Consider the following 21,156-nt stretch of genomic DNA (forward strand, 5'->3'; position numbering starts at 1 on the left):
CGCTGATATGGTATTTCTGTTAGAGACAAAAATAGAATACGCTGTGACTTTAAGTTAAGTACGGCTAAAAGGGAGATTTGTAGGATGCAGTTTGTGATGCTAGCAATTTCAATTCTGATTTTGCTTCTATTGATTGTGAAATTTAAGGTGAACACATTCGTTGCCTTGATTATCACCGCATTTATTTTAGCGCTATTATTAGGTATGTCACCAATGGATATCCCCAATGCGGTCTTAGGTGACCAAGGTGTTGGTAATATCTTAGGTTCAAACTCAGTTATCTTCATCTTTGGTGGAATGATTGGGCGTTTGGTTGCCGATGCGGGTGGTTCATACCGAATCGCCAAAACGTTGATCAACTGGTTTGGTCTTAAGCGTTTGCAATGGGCTGTCTTGATTGCTTCATTTATCATCGGGATTTCAATGATCTTCGGTGTTGGGATGGTACTCTTGATTCCTATCGTGTTCGCCGTTGCCATTGAAGCCGGTGTGCCATTGCTATACCTTGGTATTTCAATGACTGCCGCGCTTTCATCAGCACAAGGCTTCTTGCCTCCACAACCAGCTCCAACAGCTGTTGCCTCAGCTTTGGGTGCTAACATTGGGATGATGTTGATCTTTGGTTTGGTAGTTTCAATTATCACTGCTGTTGTGGCAGGTCCTGCTTTCACTAAGTTGGCACAAAAGTACGCTCCTGATGCCTTCCAAATGAAAACAGAAATTAAGGCCGTTGGTGAAATTAAAGAATACGACTTAGACAAGACACCAAGTTTTGGTTTGTCAGTATTAACTTCAGTTTTCCCATTGGTCTTCATGATTATCGCAACTGTTTATAAGATGATCTACACGGGTGGTGTGACACCAAAGAACCCAACCATGTTTGATCAAGTTATCGAATTCATGGCAAACCCTGCCGTGGCAATGACGATTGCATTGATCTTTGCCATCTTCTCAATGGGTGTGTGGCAAAAGCGCACAATGGCACAAGTTAATGAATCAATGACGCAAGCCATCAATGCCGTTGCTGGTATCTTGTTGATTGTTGGTGGTGGTGGTGCCCTTCGTGGGGTCTTAGTTACTGGTGGTGTTTCTGACCAAGTTGCGAAGATCTTCACTGCAAGTGGTAGCATGAGCGCAATTACGATTATCATCTTCGCTTGGGCCGTAGCCGCAATCTTGCGTGTTGCCGTTGGTTCTGCAACCGTTGCTGGTATGACTGCTGCTGGTATCGTTACTGGTATCTTGGCTGCTAACCCTGGTAACTCAATGTTGCCAGTCTTTGTTGCTTTGGCAATTGGTTCAGGTTCATTGATTGCTTCACACGTTAATGATGCTGGTTTCTGGATCTTTAAGGAATTCTTCGATTTAACAGTTACACAAACTTTCCAAATTTGGACAGTGCTTGAAACAATTATCTCAACGGTTGGTTTGGCAGTAATCTTGCTGTTAGCTTCAATCTTTGCATAATTAAATAAATTAAAAGACCGGCCGGTGAACATAATGTTTACCGGCCGGTCTTTGCTTGTACAGCGATTATAATTGATAGTAATACAAATCATCGAATTAGTGGTTAAAAACACGCTAAGGACGTTGTGTGGCTAATTTTGACTGTTCGAGAGTGCACGTTCAGGTTCATCTGTAATTATCGACTTAGGCACATCCGTCAATGAATTTTTCGTTAGTTGCTCGAGCATATCCAACCCATGAAATTTTGGGTACAAAAAAACCACCGCGCAAGAGGGGGGAGCGACGGTGGTGGCACTAGTATAAATACTAGCGTGTCGGGCTATTATAATTGGGGGGAATAGCCCGACAATTCATTACTTTGGGGGAGTTAATGAACTGTTCGACGTATCGAACTTTGCTTATATTAAGCTTGAAATGTGAAGAAAGTATGAAGAAAGTGTGAATTTTTTATGAATTGTTTATTCGGAAAACTAACCAAATGCCCAAAACAGCAAATTTAAAACATGTAATAACGTTATTTTGGCTATTTATTAACGAGATAATGTATAAATAACAAAAAGATATCTATTACAACATTTTAGCATTTATCGCCGGTTTTGGGACTTGAATTGCTTAAGTTGGTAAGTGAAAATTCAAAAAAGTGGCAGTGAATTAGATAAATGGTTTGCGCGAATAGTATCCGAGTTCGCCTGTCCCAATCGGATGCTTTTTGTTGCACATTAAAACAAGCCCGATTTCTACCCCAGTACTACAAGGAGAAATCAGGCTTGTTTGTCGGGTTGGACGAGTTACGTCCCCCACAATATTCACTTAAGCGTATTATTCGGTTTTTGCATCATCGGTTTTACCGGAAGTATTTATTGTTACTTCAAAATAGTTGATGAAAGCATCGGCATAGTCGAGAACTTTAAAATCAAAGTTTTGAACGGAGATAACTTCACCGACTTTAATGTTTTGGTGTTCGTCAATCATGTACCCTGAGATGGTCACCATTTCAGACTTCTTAAATTCCGGAATGCTGACTTGGAAATAACGTTCAAAGTCATACATGGTCATTTTACCCGGAATTTTAAACGTGTTAGCGTTAATTTTTTCAACGAGATCTTCAGCGACATCATCGATTTCATCACGGACAGTTCCGAAGAGTTCTTCATAAATATCCTTATCGGTAATGATACCGGATGTACCACCATATTCGTCAGCGACAACGACAATTGGGGTACGTTTTTCAATCATTTTCTTTAAGACATCTTGAATTGGCATGTTTTCGTTAACAGCGACCATGTTCCGTAAGACTTTGGAAACCATGATTGAATCATCAATTTGGCTTTGACGAACAAGATCATAGGAGAAAACGTAACCTAAAATTTTATCTTTGTCATTGTTGGCAACTACAGGGAAACGTGAGTATTGGTCACGAATATAGGTCTGCAGGGCTTCCTTAACTGTTGTTGTAATATCGAGGACTTCAAGTTGTGTCCGGTCAATCATGATGTCGGCCGCAACTTTATCATTCATATCAAAAGCGCGTTGCATGAACAAATAATCTTCTTCGTCTAGCTCACCCCCAGAAACCGCATTCCGCGATAATGTGAGAATTTCAGCTTGAGAGAATGTTTCGTCACCTTCACTGGCAGGCTTCATTCCAAACAACTTGACGGCGTGGTTGGCAGATACATTCAAGAACCACACGAATGGGTAGAAAAGCACGTGGAAGAAGTGCAAGGGACCAGTGACAAACAGTAAAACTTTCACTGGAATATCGATGGCGATGTTCTTAGGTACCAATTCAGTAAAGACAACTTCAATATAAGTCAAGAGTGCCATTGCGAGTACGGAAGCGACGGCTTGGGCACTGCCGTTGGTTGGTAAGTGAACAATTAGCCCAGCTTCAAGGAGCAAATGTGAGACTGTTTCTTCACCAATCCAACCAAGGACTAAGCCGGCAACGGTAATCCCAACTTGTGTTGTAGATAGATATTCGTTTAAATTTTCAGTCATGTGCAAGGCACGCGCAATCTTCTTAGAAGGTTTGTCACGCTTTGCCTGTTCTTCTTTTAGTGCACTGGGGCGCACCTTAACTAATGCAAATTCGCTGGCAACAAAGAGCGTTGCAAATAATAGGATGATGATAATAATTACTAAATTAAGTGCTATTTGACCGCTAGTCAATTTTTATTCCTCATTTCTACTGCTTATATTTGGTTTAAGAAGTATTATACATTGAATAAAAATTAAACGCCACGAATCTAGCAAGAATCGTGGCGTTTTTTAAATATGAATTTGCTAGGGGTGAAGGCGCATAATTGGGGCTAAAATATAACTTGACTGGCCCGGAAAAAGTTTGGTCATCTATGGATTGGTCAATTAGTGTTTATGAGCCTTTAGCGCCTTTTCACGTTGTTTAGCAATGAGCTTAGCGAGCTGAGCAAGTTGCCAAGCACGTTCTTGCATGACTTTGGCGGGATCAGCTAAACCGATTGCCTTGGCGGCGTAGTCAGCTGCCGTGAGGGCATTTTCGTGGCTGTCAGCAGGGTTAAGCGCAAAGCCCGTTGCTTGGGCAACTGCTTGAGCAGCCGGCTTATCTTCAAGTGACCGCGCGATGGCCAAAGCAGCAACACTTGCATCTGCGCTTTTTGGTTGAGCCAGCAAGTCAGTCAACCGGGTATCACCTGGGATTTCACGTGTGTAAACCGAATTAACGTGATCAACAAGGCGCAATGACCATTGGTGCACGATTTTGTGGTTAACTTTCTTTAGTTGTTCAGCCAAGACGGCCCGGATTTCAAAATTATCTTGCACAGTTCCCATTAGCATTCTCTCTTCTATTTAGTAAGTAAGAACTATTGTCGCTGATTTAGCTAGAAAAAGCAATTGCAAGCTGGGTTAAATGATTAAGTTTGTATTGCATTGGTAGCACATGATAAATTTTTTGGTATACTCTTCAAGTAGCGTATTTGGAATTATAAAGGAGCGAAAATAGCAATGTTAGAAATTATCAAAGCCGCCATTATTGGGGTAGTTGAAGGGTTAACTGAATTTTTACCAGTTTCATCAACTGGACACATCATTTTAGCTGATCAGTTTGTGCAAATGAAACAATCAAAATCATTCATGAACATGTTTGATTATGTGATTCAATTAGGTGCGATTATGGCCGTGGTTGTCTTGTATTTTCACAAATTAAATCCTTTTTCACCAAAGAAGGATCAACTTGAAAAGAAGCAAACATGGACACTCTGGTTCAAGGTTATTGTTGCCGTATTACCTTCAGTAATTGTCGGCTTCCCATTGAATGACTGGATGGATGCCCACTTGCAAACATGGCCAGTTGTGGCTGCAATGTTGATTTTCTATGGTGTTTTGTTCATTATCATCGAAAATCACAACAAAAAGTTAACACCAAAATTTACTGACTTGTACACGTTACCTTGGAAAATGGCCATCTTTATTGGGTTATTCCAAGTATTGAGTATTATTCCTGGGACATCACGTTCTGGCGCAACCATTTTAGGTGGTGTTTTATTAGGAGCTTCACGCTTTGTCGCTTCTGAATTTTCATTCTTCTTGGCAATTCCAACCATGGTTGGGGTGTCGATTTTGAAGTTAGGCAGTTACTTCCATGATGGTAACTCGTTCACTGGTTCAGAAACAGCGGTGCTGTTAACCGGTGTGATTGTTTCATTCGTCGTTGCGATTATTGCCATTAAGTTTATGTTGAACTATATCAAAAACAATGATTTCAAGGCCTTTGGCTGGTACCGGATTGCCGTCGGGATTATCTTTATCATCTTGGGCGCAATGGGAATTGTTCATATGTAATTGAAAAGACCCCATAGCATTACGTTTGTGAAAACGTGTTGCTATGGGGGCTTTTGTGCGTGGTGTTATTATGCTTGAGTATCGTCGTTTGCTTGGCGTGAAACATCTAACAGCTTTTGTTTCATTTGTTCTTCCATACCTTGCATTTCAATTTCGGCAGCTTTACGTTTTTCACGGCCTTCTTTTTGAATTTGTAAGGTTTCTTCGATGGTTTCAATCAAGTTTTGTTGCGTTGTTTGTAAAGTTTCAATATCAACAATCCCACGTTCGTTTTCATGGGCAGTTTCAATTGTTGATTGTTTCAACATTTCTGAATTCTTAGTTAGCAAATCATTCGTCGTTTCAGCTACTTGACGTTGCGTGATAGCAGCGTCTTGTTGACGTAAGACTGTCAAGGCAATGACCACTTGGTTCTTCCATAAAGGCAAAGTGGTATTAACGGAGGTTTGCAATTTTTCAGCTAATTGTTGGTTTGAGTTTTGAATCATCCGAATTTGGGGTGCTTGTTGGATTGAAATTTGGCGTGACAATTGTAAGTCATACGCCCGCTTTTCCAAACGTTCGAGGAATTGTTGACGGTCGCTAACAGTTTGGAAATCCATTTGGTCACCACTTGCCTCAGCTTTAGCTTGAGCGGCAGGAATGATGTTTTGTTGTAAGTCTTGAATCTTGAGTTCAGCTGCAGCAATGTAGATGTTCAAGTTATGGAAGTAGTCCATGTTTTCCTTGAATAAGCCTTCTAAAGTTTGGTTATCTTTAATTAACCAAGCTTTGTCTTTATTCAGCTTTACCGCTACTTGATCAACTTGAGCACCAATTTTTTGGTATTTGGCAGTTGTTTCAAAAATAGATTTTTTAACTTTACCGAAAATTTTGGCGAAAAATGATGGCTTACCACCACTCAGTTCACTAGGATCTGCTGCCTTCAACTGGTAAAGCAAGTCAGTCAAGGTGTCACCCATCGGAGCATCATTACTGTTAACTTTGGCTAAGACTGATGCTGAAAAGTTGGCAATCTTAGTTTGGGCATCAGCACCATAAGTGATGGTTGATTGGTTGTCATCAACGTTAATTTTGCCAGCTAATTCGTGGGCCTTTTTTTGTTCGTCAGGGCTGAGCTTATCAATTAAGTTTTGACTTACTGGTTCATCGGGTTTAGCGACGACCTCTTTCATTTCTGGGACAACATCTAATTCAAGTTCATTAGTATTAGGTTCATTGGTCATTGGCACGCTTCTCCTTAATGTAGTTAGTAAATTCAATATTTTGCTGAGCAATTGACATTTGTAGGTCGATATCGTCTAAATCATCGGCGACAAATTTGGTGTAATCATCAGCGATTTGCATTGATACGGCCTCAATGGTTGTGGCCGCAGCTTTAATCGAATCGTAGACTGCCTCGTTCTTAATCGTGTGATTGCTAATTTCAACGAAGGAACCACTTAGATCAACGACGTTTGGCAGGTGTGTGTATAAGAATTGATCAGCATAGGCCAGTTTACGCGGTTCTTTTTGCAATTCATTATAAAGACCGGTAGCAGCTTTGAAGCCTTGGGTCTTGGTGTCAATTGCTAAGAGCCGGTTATTTGCGTGAATACTATCTTCCCAAGCGTGTAGTTGCGTTTCGGCCGTACGCATTGTTTTGTTGAAAAAGGCGATGTCTTGGCGACTGAAACCAGTTAAATTCTTATTCTTAGTTAACTTCATCCGCGGAGATGCTTGGAAAGTTTGTTGCCAAACTTTGCGGATTTTCTTACGGTTGTTCAGGACAACGACGTAATACAAGATGAAGACAATAAAGCCTACACCCGCAGTCAAAGTGGACAGGCCAGCAAAAGTACCATAGATGAAGAATGGTAATACATAAATAAAGAAAAAACGGGGCTTAAAAAAGATCCACAAAATTGTCGCACTTGTGATACCACCTGCAATTGAGTTTGCAGGGAAGATGGCATTGATGATGGTAACAATGATAACGGCAGCGATGGCTTTTATAAGTAATTGAACGCTACGTTTTTGACTCTGATATGAGTTTAATATGATTGGAATCCTCGTTTCTTAGAATAGTATAAGTAGACTAGCTACAAATACAATTATATCATGTGACAGCACGACTACATAAAAAAATGTAACTTAATTGTAAAGAAGAAGTTATTCCCCACCCTGTGCACAGAACTAAATCTATGCAAAATACGGATTCTATTTAGTCTAACGTGGGATTGAATAAAATTGGCCACTCCGTGCCAGCAAATTACTTGGCGCACCACGCTGGAAGCAGCCTCCCAAGCCAAGGTGCGGTCTTGGTCGGTTCAGATAAGCTGGGAGTCTAGGGTATAAATCCCCAAGGCTCCTCATCTTATCTTCAGCGGAAATATGTGCTTCACACATATTCCCCCAGTCGCGGTGTAAAGGCTGCGCCCGCCAAGCAATTTGCCGTCACTCCGTTAGTTAGTAATAATTCTCCAACTAACAAAAAAGTCGTTATTGGTCGAAAATCATTGAAAACCAAATGAGCCGCTGAAATAATGCGTAAGCTTAATCAATCAAACTTGGTTCGTGAAATCGATATGTTATTGATATAGCATGTCGATTTTTGGGACTAAGGTATATTCCGTGATACGTGAGTACGCTTAAATAAAAGTACAAAAATGAGAATTCCACGCTAGAAGGAATGGCGCCAAAATAAGCTTGGATTCACCTTGTAAGATGAATCCAAGCTTATGACGGTTACTGTATGGGAATTAGTTAAATTGCGCCCACAATTTGACGAGCGCTTGGGTACCTTCATTGCCGAGTTGCTTTTCTTCGGCGAGTTCTTGATAGAGCTTTTCAGCTAATTTTGTGCCAGGTAAATCTAAATCCATTTTGGCTGCTTCATCCAAGGCAATTCGCAGGTCTTTCAAGAGGTGCTTGGCGTAGAAACCAGGTTGGAAGTCGCCTTTAAAGATACGAGGGGCGTAATTATCCATGCTCCAGTTATCGGCACCACCAGAGCTCAACGTTTCGAGCACTTTTTGTAAATCGAGGTTGGCTGCTTTTGCATAGACGAGCATTTCACTCATCCCAACCATAGTTGCGGCAATCATAATTTGGTTGGCCATTTTTGTATGCTGCCCGGCACCAGCCGCCCCAAATAAGTTGACTTGCTTAGATATCGCTGACAAAACTGGTAAGACAAGCGCATAGGTCGCTTGATCGCCACCAACCATGGTTGTTAAGGTACCGTTTTTAGCACCAATATCACCGCCGGAAACGGGGGCATCTAAGGCACCGATGCCGTGTTCAGTTGCATAGGCGGCAATTTTAGCGGCTAAAGTTGGTGTCGAAGTCGTCATGTCGACCACAATTTGACCGGCTGTGGCAGTTGAAAAGATACCATTTTCACCAAAGTATACGTTTTCAACATCGGTTGGGTAGCCGACCATCGTAAAAATGATGTCACTTTGTTGCGTTAATGCAGCAGGAGTATCGGCCCACGTTGCGCCGGCATCAAGCACGCGTTGTGCATGAGCCTTTGTTCGATTGTAGACTGTGACAGAATAATTTGCTTTTAGAAGATTGGTAACAATTCCAGTCCCCATGACACCAGTTCCGATAAAACCAATTTTTTGCATGTGTTAACCTACTTTCGTTGTTAATGTATCGAGTTTTGTTTGATCAATGCGCAGTGGAATATCGGGAAATTCACAGTCCCCAATAATGACTGCTTCCGTGCCGTATTTAACGGCTGTTTCATAATATTTTTGTTTGTATTCTAACTTACGTAAATTTGCTTGTAAGTCAGCAATTTGTGCTTCAACGGCCTGCACTTGGCTAGTAAACATTTGGCGTCGTTCATTCAAGGTTGTATCACCAGCCATGCACCAATCAATAAATTGACCGATTTCGGCTAGGGGCATCCCGGTTTCTTTTAAACACGTAATCATGTTTAAATATTTGAAATCAGCATCCTTAAAACAGCGATTACCAGTATTCGTGCGATCGACGAAGGGTAATAGGCCTAATTTATCGTAATAGCGCAAAGTGTAGGCGGAAATACCAGTTAGTTCTTCGACTTGGCTAATTGTATATGACATGCCGTCCTCCTAAAAAATCAGCAAATTCAGTATTGTAACTGTCTTTAAGTATAGACCTTCGAGTGAGCTCTAAGTCAACTTTCCAAAAATTCTTCACACATTTTTTAATGGAATAAGTTTATAATACAGTGTAAACGGTTACAAAGGGCGACTTCTTGAGCGCTAAATCCTTTGCACCCGGATTTTTTATCAGCGCTAATTAAAGTTCCTGTAGTGCAATAAGTATTGATGATTAGCGTGTTTCGAGGTTTAAAAATAATTAGATAAGCAAATTTGAGCAATAAAGGAGACAAAAAATGACTTTAACAGATACGTATACATTAGCAAACGGTATCGAAATTCCCGTAATTGGGTTTGGTACGTGGCAAAGTGCCGAGGGTGACGAAGCCTATCACGCAGTCACTGCAGCACTGAAGGCGGGCTACCGTCATATTGATACAGCTGCCGGTTACGGTAATGAAGAATCAGTGGGCCGGGCAATCAAGGATTCAGGCATTCCACGCGCAGAAATTTTTGTTACGACTAAACTAGGTTCTAAGGCGCATGGCTACCAAGCGGCTAAGGATGCACTAAACGAATCATTAACTAAACTGGGTTTGGATTATGTTGACTTGTACTTGGTACACTGGCCAGAACCATTAGCAATTCGCGATCATTGGGAACAAGCCAACGCTGATATGTGGCGTTCACTTGAAGAAGAGTATCACGCGGGCAAAATTAAGGCGTTGGGCGTGTCTAACTTCATGCCACACCACTTGGATGTATTGTTGCAAACGGCTGAAATCAAGCCAGTGGTTAACCAAAATTTCTTGAACCCTTCTGATCGTCAAGGTGAGTTAGTTGAATATAATAACGCCCACAAAATTCTGAATGAAGCATACTCACCACTTGTAACAGGGGCATTGCTTGAAGAAGTTGCGGTGAAAGAAGTTGCGGAAAAATATAACAAAAACATTGCGCAAGTTTTGATCCGGTGGAGCTTGCAACACAAGTTCTTACCACTGCCTAAGTCAACGCACGAAGAACGCATCATTCAAAATGGTGATGTTTTTGATTTTGAATTAACCTCGGCAGATATGGAAATTCTTGATGGAATGACCGGAATTGCAGGCTACCACAAAGACCCATCAGCGACACCTTGGTAAAAAATGTGGAGTTTTCGTGAAGATTCTGTGAGCATGATAGCGTTTACACGTAAAGTTTGCTATGCTTTTAATAATAATAATTTTAGAAATTGGAGAACATAATCGAATATGGCAAAGATTAAACTTGGTACAAGTGATTTATTAGTTTCAGACGTAGCTTTGGGCGTAATGCGCATTGATAGCAAGACACCTGCTGAGGCACAAGCAATCGTTGAAAAGTCAATTGAAAAGGGCATCAACTTCTTTGATACAGCAGATATCTACGGTGCTGGTAAGTCTTCAGAAGTCTTCGGACAAGCATTGAAGGATGCCAAAATCAACCGCGAAGATATCTTCGTGCAATCAAAGGGTGGCATTGTTCCCGGTGAACGTTTTGATTTTTCAAAGCAACACATTCTCTCAGCCGTTGATGGTGAATTAAGCCGTTTAGGTGTAGATTACCTTGATGCTTTCTTACTTCACCGTCCAGATACATTGGTTGAACCAGAAGAAGTCGCTGAAGCTTTCAATGAATTAGAAGAATCAGGTAAGGTACGCCACTTTGGTGTTTCAAACCAAAACCCTAATCAAATTGAATTGTTGAAGACTGCGGTTAAACAACCCCTTGTTGCTAACCAATTACAATTCGGTGTAATGCACACTGGTATGATTGATGAAGGCATTCACGTTAACATGACGGATGCGGCATCAGTAATGCACGATGGTGGTATCTTGTCATACAGCCGTCTGCACAACATGACGATTCAAGCATGGTCACCATTCCAATACGGTTTCTTTGATGGTCCATTTGTTGATAACCCACAATTCCCAGAATTGAACAAGACGTTGCAAACATTGGCTGACAAGTATGGTGTTGCTAAGAATACCATTGCAACTGCATGGATTTTACGTCACCCAGCTAAGATGCAAGTTATCTTGGGCTCAATGACACCAAGCCGTCTTGACGAAATGACTGATACTGATAAGGTTTCATTGACACGTCAAGAATGGTACGATGTGTACCTTGCAGCCGGTAACATTCTTCCTTAATGGATTAACCCGGACTGCTTAAAAGTTCATATTTGCAAATACGAAAGGCTCTAAGAAAGTTAGCGAAAACTAACTGACTTGGAGTCTTTTTAGTGCTCAATTCCGTCTGACATGGAATTGAATAAAATTGGCCACTCCGTTGGTTAGCGATAATACTCAAACTAACGAAAAGCAGTTACCAACCATAGACCGCGGTAGCATGGAAAAACCAACACTGAGGATCAACAGAACCTCAGTAATTCGATGATTGAAATGTACAGAAACGACAATTCCACGCTAGAAAAAATATAACCATAAAAATGGGTAGGAAGCTGACTTACGGTAAGAATATTAGAAATGTACAATGAAACTTATCATTTATTTACATGATTATTAACGGAATTGTCTAGCGCGTCGATAAAAGTCAAAATCTGCCAATAGTATGTTCACGAATTAATCACATCTTAAAAGTATGATAGATAAAGATTAAAAAACAGAGGACAGTTATAATGACAAAAATGATGAATCGCACCATTATTTATCTTTTTGCGATAATGATTGGTTTAGTAATTTTACCGATACAAGTAGCCGCAAATAGTGTATCACAAGACAATGTTGAGACTATTGATAATCAGCAACGTAGTGATTTGAAAAATACATCAAACGTGATTGAAGGCTTTTTGCAAGACACGGAGATTGAATTACCCGGTAAGTTACCGGCTGAGGTGGATGATAATGAAACGACACCATTGCCACTACCAACCCCAGCACCAGATGTTACCCCAGATGTAACGCCAACACCATCACCAGACATCACGCCAGAAGTGAAGCCAACGCCAGTAGTACCAGATGTTACCCCGGAAGTAAAACCCCTACCAACACCGGTGACACCAGAGGTGAAACCCAAACCAGAAGTAAAGCCAAAGCCGTTGCCCGAAGAAAAACCCGCGGTAACACCAAATGAAAAACGACCGGTAACAAAACCTAGTACAGTGACACCAAGCGTGAAACAGCCGGTATTAACAGATAACATTAATACGATTAGTACTAATAAAGTATCGGTAACTACGGAAAAAGTAAAAACTAATGCTGAGCGTGCAGCTGAAGTTAAGCATGCCGCTTCAATCGCTGGGAATGCGCGGATGCAAATGCTCGATGATTCGCTTGCACACCCTGAGAGTTTACAAGCAGTTGAAATTGTTACTGATGAAGGTAACAATCCAAAAGTTATCCGTCGCGAAGCACAAGCAGCTGATGCGATTGGAATTGGTCGGCATTTCAAGACTTTTTCAGAAATGCACGTGGTTGATCGTTTATCCGTTTACGCCTTGGTAATTGCGCTGATTACACTAACAATTTTTACAGGTTACGTGTTGAAGAACAACGACAAAGATGTCTTTAATTTAGATGATTAATATAATAAAAAGACAGCCCACGAAAAGGCTGTCTTTTATTATATGGTTATATTTTTTGCGTGGAATTGCGTTATGCGTTAATATCAATGAAATCAAATTTATCATAATCGAAGAGACCTTGATCAGTTAATTTCAATGAAGGGATAACTGGTAACGCCAAGAATGACAAGGTTAAGAATGGGTCGTATTCAACTGCGCTGATGGTACGGAAGGCAGCCAAAACGTTGTTATATTGTTCAACAACTTGGTGGTAATCTTCGTTGGCCATTAAACCGGCAATTGGTAATGGTAATTCAGTTGCGTTACCAGCACCGTCAACGACGACTAAGCCCCCATTGGTAGCTGCGATTTTCTCGATAGCCTTGGTAATCAACTCATCAGACATTCCGGCGGCAATTAAGTTGTGGGAATCGTGACTGATACTAGTGGCAATAGCGCCTTCACGTAGGCCTAAACCTTGTAAAATACCGACACCGGTTGTTCCTAAGTTGTGGTGTCGTTCAACGACGACCATTTTAGCTAAGTCGGCGTTAGCGCTCGGAGCAAATTCACCATTGGTCATTGGAACGTCGATTTGTAAGTGTTCGGTATCAATATGACCAGGGCGAATACCGATAACGTGCGCTTTACCTGTTTTTAACGGCAAGTGGAGATCACCAATCGTATAGTTCATTGATTCGTAGTTCCAAGGTAAGGTTTGCGCGGTTGAAGGTTCTGCCCATTCGCCAGCCTTCATTACCTTGGTCACGTGGACGGCGTTTAGATCATCAACCAACAATAAGTCGGCGGTGTAGCCGGGCGTGATGGCACCAAGGTCATTGATGAAGTGTGATTGAGCGGCATTTAATGATGCCATCGTGTAAGCCATTGCTGGGTCAAGTCCCAAGCTGATGGCTTTTTTGACGTTGAAATCAACGCCACCTTCACGGATGACATCGTTGGCCGTTTTATCATCAGTAGCAAAGGCGAAGCGTGTGTAGTTATGGTCGTTAACCGCACCAAGAATGTTCGCTAAGTCACGTTCAACAGTTCCTTCACGTAAATAAACGAAGAAGCCGGCGTCAACACGGGCACGTGCTTCGGCGACGGTCGTTGATTCGTGATCAGTAGCGATGCCATATTGACGATATACATCTAAGTCAGCCGCTGAGAGCCCCGCCGTGTGACCATCAACTTGTTTACCAGCTGCGAGGGCATCACTGATTTTTTGTAGCATATCAGGGTCCGCGTTTTTCACCGCTGGGAAATCCATAACTTCGGCTAAACCACCGACACTAGGTTCAGCGTAGAACGGTTTTAAATCAGCAGCTTTCAAAGTTGCCCCAGAGTGTTCAAAACTGACCGCTGGAACTGAAGATGGTAGCATCCACTGGATTGTGATGGGGCTTTGGGCACCATCGGCCAGCATGTATTTCAAACCATCAGTTCCTTGAACGTTGGCAACTTCATGGGGATCGGCAAAAATGGTCGTAATGCCGCGACTTAAGGCTAACTTACCAAACTCTGTTGGACTTAGTAACGAGCTTTCAACGTGCATGTGCGCATCAATAATCCCAGGAACAAGATATTGACCATGCGCATCAGTGGTTGTGTTAGCGATTAGGCTAGGTTGTTCACCTAATGCGTAGACTTTGCCGGCATTGAGCCAGACAGTTGTGTGCGTAAATTCTAGATTGAAGACATCAAGTACGTTAGCGTTAATAATTTTTTGATCAACGTTTTTTTGATCGTTTTCCATGAAAACCTCCGGGTGAAATTTATTATTTAGGGTTTGTTAGTTTTTTTGGTGGTGCTAAAAATTGCGAACTAGCAGAGCGATTATTTAATAAACAATTATAGGTAGAAATGCATAGTAGTGCAATTAATTACTACCGGGTTAATTCTTTAACCATGCGAACGTGAGGAGCGCCAGCGTCAAGGAACTGTTCGCCAACAACTTGATAACCGAGGGCTTCATAAAAACCTTTAGCTTGAATTTGGGCACCAAGATCAAGTGTTTTGACATGTTTTTCACGGGCGTCTGCTTCAACTTGCTTTAATAAGGCGGTGCTATAACCTTTACCGCGCGCTGCTTTGGTAGTGGCGACTCGTTGAATGTGCCAATTACCTGGCTTGTCTTTTGAAATACGTGCAGTTGTGATAGGTTCATCGGGTGTTAGATAACCGACATAGTGCGTGGTAGTTTCATCTAGGCCATCAAGTTCATCAGAGATGGAAAAACCTTGTTCTTTATTAAAAACGGCGAGACGAATTTCTAGTGCGTCAGTAGCCACGTGGCCAAAGCCAAATTGTTTTTCGATTTGCATAATTAATTATTCCTTAATATTGATTTATTAAATATTGTACTCGTTTGGTGGTAGAATTGATAAGATATAACACAAAAATTGAGGATATTATTATAAAATGCGAAAACTATTTAACCATTTAAGCACGCGAAAAGGTTTCTTTTGGTTCTTAATCATCTTATTTTGGGCCAAAACACTCTTGGCATACTTTCTAGATTTTGGAGCGCTCGGAGTTCAAACCCCATTTCAGTTTCTAATTATGTTGATTAATCCGATTGCCACATCGATTATTCTGTTCGGGATAGCTTGGTTTTTCAAACGCGCCAAGTTTTTTTACCCAGTATTAGGAATTATGTATATTCTAAATACGGTACTTTTGTATTTAAATGTCATCTACTTCCGTGAGTTTACGGATTTCATGACGGTTAATACGATGCTTGGTTACGATAAAGTTAATCAAGGATTGAGTGGTGCCGGTTATGAATTAATGGACTTTCACGATATTTTCTTTTGGGTTGATATCGTGATAATCATCGTCCTCCTATTAACCAAGGTAATTAAGTTCGATGTGAAAAAAGCCGCACGTTGGTCGGGTTTAGCAGCCTTGTCAGGTGGTATGTTACTTTTGATGGTGAATATTGCATTTGCTGACATGAGTCGCCCACAGCTATTGACGCGGCAGTTTGACCGGACTTACTTTGTTAAATATTTAGGGTTAGATGCTTTTACTACCTATGATGGTATTAATTCACATCAGACCGCTGAGTTACGAAAAAATGCGAAGAGCTCTGAAATTAACGGGATTTTGAAATACGTGCGCGCACATTACGCTCAGCCTAATCCAAAATATTATGGAGTTGCCAAAGGCCGCAACGTGATTGTTATTCACCTCGAAAGTTTCCAACAATTTAGTATTAATAAGAAAATTAATGGGCAAGAGGTCACGCCGTTCTTGAACTCGCTCTATAATTCCAAAGATAGCCTGTCCTTTGCCAACTTCTTTAACCAAGTTGGGCAGGGGAAAACTTCGGATGCCGAAAACATGCTTGAAACAGGAACTTTTGGTTTGCCACAAGGCTCGTTATTTGCCCAACTCGGGGATGACGAAACCTTCCAAGCAATGCCAGAAATTTTAAAACAACATGGTGATTACACGTCGGCTGTTTTCCACGGTAACAATGCGGCCTTTTGGAATCGGAATAACGTTTATAAAAACATGGGGTATGATTACTTCTACGATGCGAGTTACTTTGATACGACGGGAGACCGGGCAACTGGCTATGGTCTAAAGGATAAGTTGTTGTTCCATGACTCAATTCCGTATTTAGAACACTTACAACAACCGTTCTATACGAAGTACATTACTGTCACTAACCACTTCCCATATTCATTGGACAAGGAAGATCAAGATAAGGGCTTCAAAACTGTTAATACTGACTCAAAAATTATTAACAACTACTTTGTCACTAACCGATACTTGGATGATTCAATCAAGGAATTTTTCAGTTATTTGAAAAAATCTGGGCTATATAAAGATTCAGTAGTTCTCTTGTATGGGGATCACTATGGTATTTCTGACACTGAAAACCCAGGCTTAGCGCCGATAGTTGGTAAAAGTACCGATGACTGGAATGCTAATGATGATGCAGAAATGCAACGGGTGCCATTAATTATTCACGTGCCAGGGTTGAAGGATGGTGGCGTACAGAAACAATATGGTGGTGAAATTGACGTCGTTCCAACATTGGAACATCTGTTGGGAATTGATTCAAAAGAATATGTACAATTTGGTTCGGATTTGATGAGCAAACAACATAGTCAAGTTGTGGCGTTCCGGGATGGTGATTTTGTTTCACCAACCTATAATTACATTAATGGGACGGTTTATAAGACTAAAACGGGTGCGGAATTAGACGAAACCCCAGCTCTGATGAAGAAGATTGATAAAACCGCCACGGCAGTTAAAGAAAAACTGAGTATGTCGGATTCATTAAACCAAAAGAATTTATTGCGTTTCTATACACCGGACGGCTTTACCCCAGTTGATCCAAGTAAATACAATTACACGTATCCGAATGGGGTTAATTTTGCCAAGCAAGTTGAGGCAAAACTGCATTTGAAGTCCACTAGCATCTTTAGTCAAAATCAAGATAAATCGACCCAGAGTCTTTATCGAACTGACGCACCAGAAGTAAACCACAAGAACATGGATACTTCAAGAATTCAACAAACGCGCAAAACTGATACCGATGATGGTGAAAGTTCAAGCAGCAGTTCAAATTAGTTAATAATATCGAAGGTGGGACACGACTTGTCCAACCTACCCAATAAGCCTGATTTCTCCTTGTTCCAGTAAGGGAGGAATCAGGCTTATTAATGTACAACAAAAGGCCAGTTGGTTGATTTCTTATACTATCAAAACAAATACTGATGCATCAGCAATGAAAACGTTTACATGAAACACAAAAAATTCACAATTTATTTACAATTTCTTCGTCTGAAAGGGTTTACATTTTCACATTCGAGCTTTATAGTATAGATATTGAAAGCGATTACAGTGGTAGTTGCAAAAATACTAAATTAAATGGTTATAAAAACCGGAGGATATTAAGATTATGGCAGAAAAGACAGTTATGTTAGTGTGTGCAGCAGGTATGTCAACTTCATTGTTGGTGGCAGCAATGCAAAAGGCAGCAGTTGCAGCCGGTAAAGATTACGAAATCTTCGCAACTGCATCAGCAGACGCTGATAACAAAATTGCTGAAAAGCACCCAGACGTTCTTATGCTTGGACCTCAAATTCGCTACCTTGAAGGCGAAATGAAGAAGAAGGCAGAAGCAGCTGGTATTCCTATGGAAATCATCAACATGCAAGATTACGGCATGATGAAGGGTGATAACGTCCTTAAGGAAGCTGACCGTTTGATGGGTGTTTAATTCTTAATTAACACTTCTAAAAACCACGACCTTTAATCATTGTTGAGGCAAGCGTCGTGGTTTTTCTGGTTATGAAACCAAGATAATGGACAACATGACGATTTATCGTCAATTACTATCACTTTAAAAAATATAAAAAACGAGGATTTGAGATAATGGAAGAACAAAACTTAGAAGCAATCATGGGTTTAATTATGAATGGTGGTAACGCCAAGAGTTCAGCATTCGAAGCAATTCAAGCTGCCAAGACTGGCGACTTTGATGGTGCCGATGCGAAGTTGAAGGAATCAGATCAATTCTTGACTGAAGCTCACAACTCACAAACTTCAATGTTGACACAAGAAGCTCAAGGTAACCACATGACTGTTACTTTGTTGGCCGTTCACTCACAAGACCACATCATGAACGCAATCACTTTCCGGGACTTAGCTGGTGAAGTAGTTGATATTTACAAGAAGCTTGCTGCTGACGGTAAGTAATTCATGCAAGGGGACGCGGATACTATGTCCTGCGTCCCTTTTTTACAAACGAAATAAAAATAAATTAAAATTGGAGAAAATATAGATGACTAAACAAGGTTTGAAGATGCCAGATAACTTCCTTTGGGGCGGCGCCGTTGCTGCGCACCAGCTTGAAGGTGGCTGGCAAGAAGGTGGTAAAGGCGTATCAATTGCTGATGTAATGTTGGCAGGTAAGAACGGTGTTCCTCGGGTTGTAACTGATGGTGTCTTGCCAGATGGTAACTACCCTAACCACCGCGGAATTGATTTCTACCACACATATGCGGATGACTTTAAGTTGTTCAAGGAAATGGGTATGAAAGCATTCCGGACTTCAATCGCTTGGACACGTATTTTCCCAAATGGTGATGAAACTGAACCAAATGAAGAAGGCTTGCAATTCTACGATGACATGTTTGATGCATTGATTGAAAATGGCATCGAACCAGTAATTACACTTTCTCACTTTGAAATGCCTTACCACCTTGTGACTGAATACGGTGGCTGGCGTAACCGTAAGTTGATTGATTTCTTCGTGCGTTTTGCCGAAGTTGTCTTTGACCGTTACAAGAACAAAGTTAAGTACTGGATGACTTTCAACGAAATCAATAACCAAACTTCATGGAAAGATCCCCACCCAATGTTGCAAAACTCAGCATTGAAGGATTACTCAGAAGATGAAGCGCAAGAATTAATGTACTTGGCTTCACACCACGAAATGGTTGCTTCAGCACTTGCTACTAAGGTTGCTCACGAAATCAACCCTGAAATGCAAGTTGGTTGTATGATTGCAATGAACCCAGTTTACCCAGCATCATCAAACCCTAAAGATATTTTGTTTGCAGAACGTGCGATGCAAACACGTTACTACTGGGGTGATGTTCAAGCCAATGGTAAGTATCCTAACTGGTTACTTAAGATGTGGGAACACAAGGGCTTCAACATTGGTGTGACTGAAGAAGATAAAGAAATTCTCGCTAAGTACACTTGTGACTACATTGGTTTCTCATACTATATGTCATGGACTGTGTCTGATACTGGTGACGAATGGTTAGAATACGACGAAACAACTAACCACGGCGATAACCCATTCTTGAAACAATCAGACTGGGGTTGGCAAATTGATCCAGTTGGTTTGCGTTACGCTATGAACTGGATGTGGGATCGTTGGCAAAAGCCACAATTCATTGTTGAAAATGGATTTGGTGCCTATGATAAGAAGGATGAAAACGGCGAAGTTCACGATGATTACCGGATTAGCTACTTCCAAAACCACATTTCTGAAATGGAAAAAGCAGTTGTGCTTGATGGTGTTGAATTATACGGTTACTGCCCATGGGGTGTGATTGACCTGGTTTCAGCATCAACTGGTGAAATGGCTAAACGTTACGGCTTTATCTATGTTGATCTTGATGACATGGGTGAAGGTTCAGGTGAACGTTCTAAGAAGGATTCATTCAACTGGTATCAAAAATTGGTTAAATCTGATGGTGTAGATCTCTACAACAACGAAGACTAATAGTTGTATAGCGGGCCAAGGACAACTTGTCCTTGGCCCGTTTTGTGTTTATACACAAGTAACAACGATGAAAATTTAAATTTTGAAGGAGAATTGATGAATGCGATATGGTGCAATTGAGGCTGGGGGCACAAAGTTTGTCCTTGCTGTTATTGATGAAGATATGCAAATTGTTGCCCGTGAACGAATTGATACGCGGTTGCCAGCAGAAACGTTAGCCGATGTTTTTACTTTTTTTGATGCGAATCAGGTTGATGCGATTGGTATTGGTGCATTTGGCCCGATTGATATTAATAAAAAGTCAGCGACGTATGGTTTTGTGAAAGCCACCCCTAAACCCGGTTGGCGTGACTTTGATTTCTTAGGTGCAATGAAAGCTTGGCGTGATATTCCATATTTTTGGACGACTGATGTGAACGTGGCGGCAGTCGGTGAGCAACAGCTCGGGGCAGCTAAAGGAATTAATAACTTAGTTTACTTGACCATCGGAACGGGCATTGGCGCTGGAATTATCCAAAACGGCCAGTTACTTAGCGGTTTTGGTCATCCAGAGGCAGGCCATATTAGTTTACATCAACATCCTGATGATACTGAATTCAAGGGTGTGTGCCCATATCATGGCACTTGTTTTGAAGGGTTAGCAGCTGGACCATCATTGCAAGCACGTTACGGCGTGCCCGCAGTTGAGTTGGGTCAAGAGCATGCAGCGTGGCAAGTTGAAGCGTATTACATTGCGCAAGCATTAGTGAACTACTCACTAATCTTGTCGCCTGAACGCATCGTGCTTGGTGGCGGTGTCATGCACCAGCAAATGTTGTTCCCCATGATTCGGGAATCATTTGTTGCGCAAATGGCCGATTATGCCCAAGTACCAAATTTAGATGAATATATTCAACCAATCGCCTTGGCAGATGATGCGGGCGTCTTGGGCTGTGCGTTGTTAGCAAAATACGCCCTTGAACAACAATAAAACTACGATAAAG

18 protein-coding genes are annotated in these 21,156 nt (G+C 41.3%); 10 read left to right on the top strand and 8 right to left on the bottom strand.

All coding sequences use genetic code 11. The annotated features are described in order from the left end of the window. Positions 1-84 precede the first annotated feature (84 nt). Positions 85-1,467 carry a gluconate:H+ symporter gene (locus tag EQG49_RS08235; RefSeq protein WP_133363535.1) on the top strand — a complete coding sequence of 461 codons (1,383 nt, stop codon included), beginning with the start codon at positions 85-87 and terminating at the stop codon, positions 1,465-1,467. Between the two features lie 819 nt (positions 1,468-2,286). Here the strand turns inward: EQG49_RS08235 and EQG49_RS08240 are convergent. Beyond that, complete coding sequence (locus EQG49_RS08240; protein WP_133363536.1) at positions 2,287-3,639, bottom strand: hemolysin family protein; 1,353 nt, start codon at positions 3,637-3,639, stop codon at positions 2,287-2,289. A gap of 195 nt (positions 3,640-3,834) precedes the next feature. Further along, positions 3,835-4,284 (bottom strand): putative immunity protein, encoded by a 450-nt coding sequence (locus tag EQG49_RS08245; protein ID WP_165964840.1) that lies wholly within the window; start codon positions 4,282-4,284, stop codon positions 3,835-3,837. A gap of 168 nt (positions 4,285-4,452) precedes the next feature. On the opposite strand from EQG49_RS08245, the gene EQG49_RS08250 reads away from it, so the two are divergent. Further along, a complete protein-coding gene (locus tag EQG49_RS08250; RefSeq protein WP_133363538.1) occupies positions 4,453-5,289 on the top strand; it encodes an undecaprenyl-diphosphate phosphatase in 837 nt (278 codons plus the stop codon). 68 nt (positions 5,290-5,357) lie between these two features. Here the strand turns inward: EQG49_RS08250 and EQG49_RS08255 are convergent, their stop codons facing one another. The 4 genes from EQG49_RS08255 to EQG49_RS08270 form a co-directional block, all read right to left on the bottom strand. After that, positions 5,358-6,515, bottom strand: coding sequence for a toxic anion resistance protein (locus EQG49_RS08255; protein WP_133363539.1), 1,158 nt, complete (start codon positions 6,513-6,515; stop codon positions 5,358-5,360). After that, complete coding sequence (locus EQG49_RS08260) at positions 6,505-7,191, bottom strand: 5-bromo-4-chloroindolyl phosphate hydrolysis family protein (protein WP_165964841.1); 687 nt, start codon at positions 7,189-7,191, stop codon at positions 6,505-6,507. Before EQG49_RS08260 ends, EQG49_RS08255 begins: the two co-directional genes overlap by 11 nt. Before the next feature lie 839 nt (positions 7,192-8,030). Further along, entirely contained in the window at positions 8,031-8,903 is an 873-nt protein-coding gene (locus EQG49_RS08265; RefSeq protein ID WP_133363541.1) for an NAD(P)-dependent oxidoreductase, read from the bottom strand. 3 nt (positions 8,904-8,906) lie between these two features. Next, positions 8,907-9,365, bottom strand: coding sequence for a MerR family transcriptional regulator (locus EQG49_RS08270; RefSeq protein WP_133363542.1), 459 nt, complete (start codon positions 9,363-9,365; stop codon positions 8,907-8,909). A 296-nt stretch (positions 9,366-9,661) separates the two neighbouring features. Between EQG49_RS08270 and EQG49_RS08275 the strand changes: the two genes are divergently transcribed. The 3 genes from EQG49_RS08275 (at position 9,662) to EQG49_RS13725 (ending at position 12,933) form a co-directional block, all read left to right on the top strand. Further along, positions 9,662-10,510 carry an aldo/keto reductase gene (locus EQG49_RS08275; protein ID WP_133363543.1) on the top strand — a complete coding sequence of 283 codons (849 nt, stop codon included), beginning with the start codon at positions 9,662-9,664 and terminating at the stop codon, positions 10,508-10,510. Between the two features lie 108 nt (positions 10,511-10,618). Next, positions 10,619-11,539, top strand: coding sequence for an aldo/keto reductase (locus EQG49_RS08280; protein WP_133363544.1), 921 nt, complete (start codon positions 10,619-10,621; stop codon positions 11,537-11,539). A 488-nt stretch (positions 11,540-12,027) separates the two neighbouring features. Then, the gene (locus EQG49_RS13725; protein ID WP_165964842.1) at positions 12,028-12,933 is read left to right on the top strand and encodes a hypothetical protein; all 906 of its coding nucleotides are present in this window, start codon (positions 12,028-12,030) and stop codon (positions 12,931-12,933) included. 70 nt (positions 12,934-13,003) lie between these two features. Here the strand turns inward: EQG49_RS13725 and ade are convergent, their stop codons facing one another. Together ade and EQG49_RS08300 are read right to left on the bottom strand one after the other, a co-directional pair. Then, entirely contained in the window at positions 13,004-14,671 is a 1,668-nt protein-coding gene (ade, locus tag EQG49_RS08295) for an adenine deaminase (protein WP_133363547.1), read from the bottom strand. Between the two features lie 130 nt (positions 14,672-14,801). After that, positions 14,802-15,239 (bottom strand): GNAT family N-acetyltransferase, encoded by a 438-nt coding sequence (locus EQG49_RS08300; protein WP_133363548.1) that lies wholly within the window; start codon positions 15,237-15,239, stop codon positions 14,802-14,804. A 97-nt stretch (positions 15,240-15,336) separates the two neighbouring features. On the opposite strand from EQG49_RS08300, the gene EQG49_RS08305 reads away from it, so the two are divergent. The 5 genes from EQG49_RS08305 (at position 15,337) to EQG49_RS08325 (ending at position 21,143) form a co-directional block, all read left to right on the top strand. Then, positions 15,337-17,502 (top strand): LTA synthase family protein, encoded by a 2,166-nt coding sequence (locus EQG49_RS08305; protein WP_133363549.1) that lies wholly within the window; start codon positions 15,337-15,339, stop codon positions 17,500-17,502. Positions 17,503-17,833: 331 nt separating this feature from the next. Next, positions 17,834-18,154: a PTS sugar transporter subunit IIB gene (locus EQG49_RS08310; protein WP_133363550.1), complete on the top strand. Its 321-nt coding sequence runs from the start codon at positions 17,834-17,836 to the stop codon at positions 18,152-18,154. A 155-nt stretch (positions 18,155-18,309) separates the two neighbouring features. Continuing rightward, complete coding sequence (locus EQG49_RS08315) at positions 18,310-18,633, top strand: PTS sugar transporter subunit IIA (protein WP_133363551.1); 324 nt, start codon at positions 18,310-18,312, stop codon at positions 18,631-18,633. Between the two features lie 85 nt (positions 18,634-18,718). After that, positions 18,719-20,173: a 6-phospho-beta-glucosidase gene (locus EQG49_RS08320; RefSeq protein ID WP_133363552.1), complete on the top strand. Its 1,455-nt coding sequence runs from the start codon at positions 18,719-18,721 to the stop codon at positions 20,171-20,173. Positions 20,174-20,273: 100 nt separating this feature from the next. Next, positions 20,274-21,143, top strand: a complete 870-nt coding sequence (locus EQG49_RS08325) for an ROK family protein (protein ID WP_133363553.1) — start codon at positions 20,274-20,276, stop codon at positions 21,141-21,143. Positions 21,144-21,156: the final 13 nt, after the last annotated feature.

Source organism: Periweissella cryptocerci (assembly GCF_004358325.1).
Classification (GTDB): Bacteria; Bacillota; Bacilli; order Lactobacillales; family Lactobacillaceae; genus Periweissella; species Periweissella cryptocerci.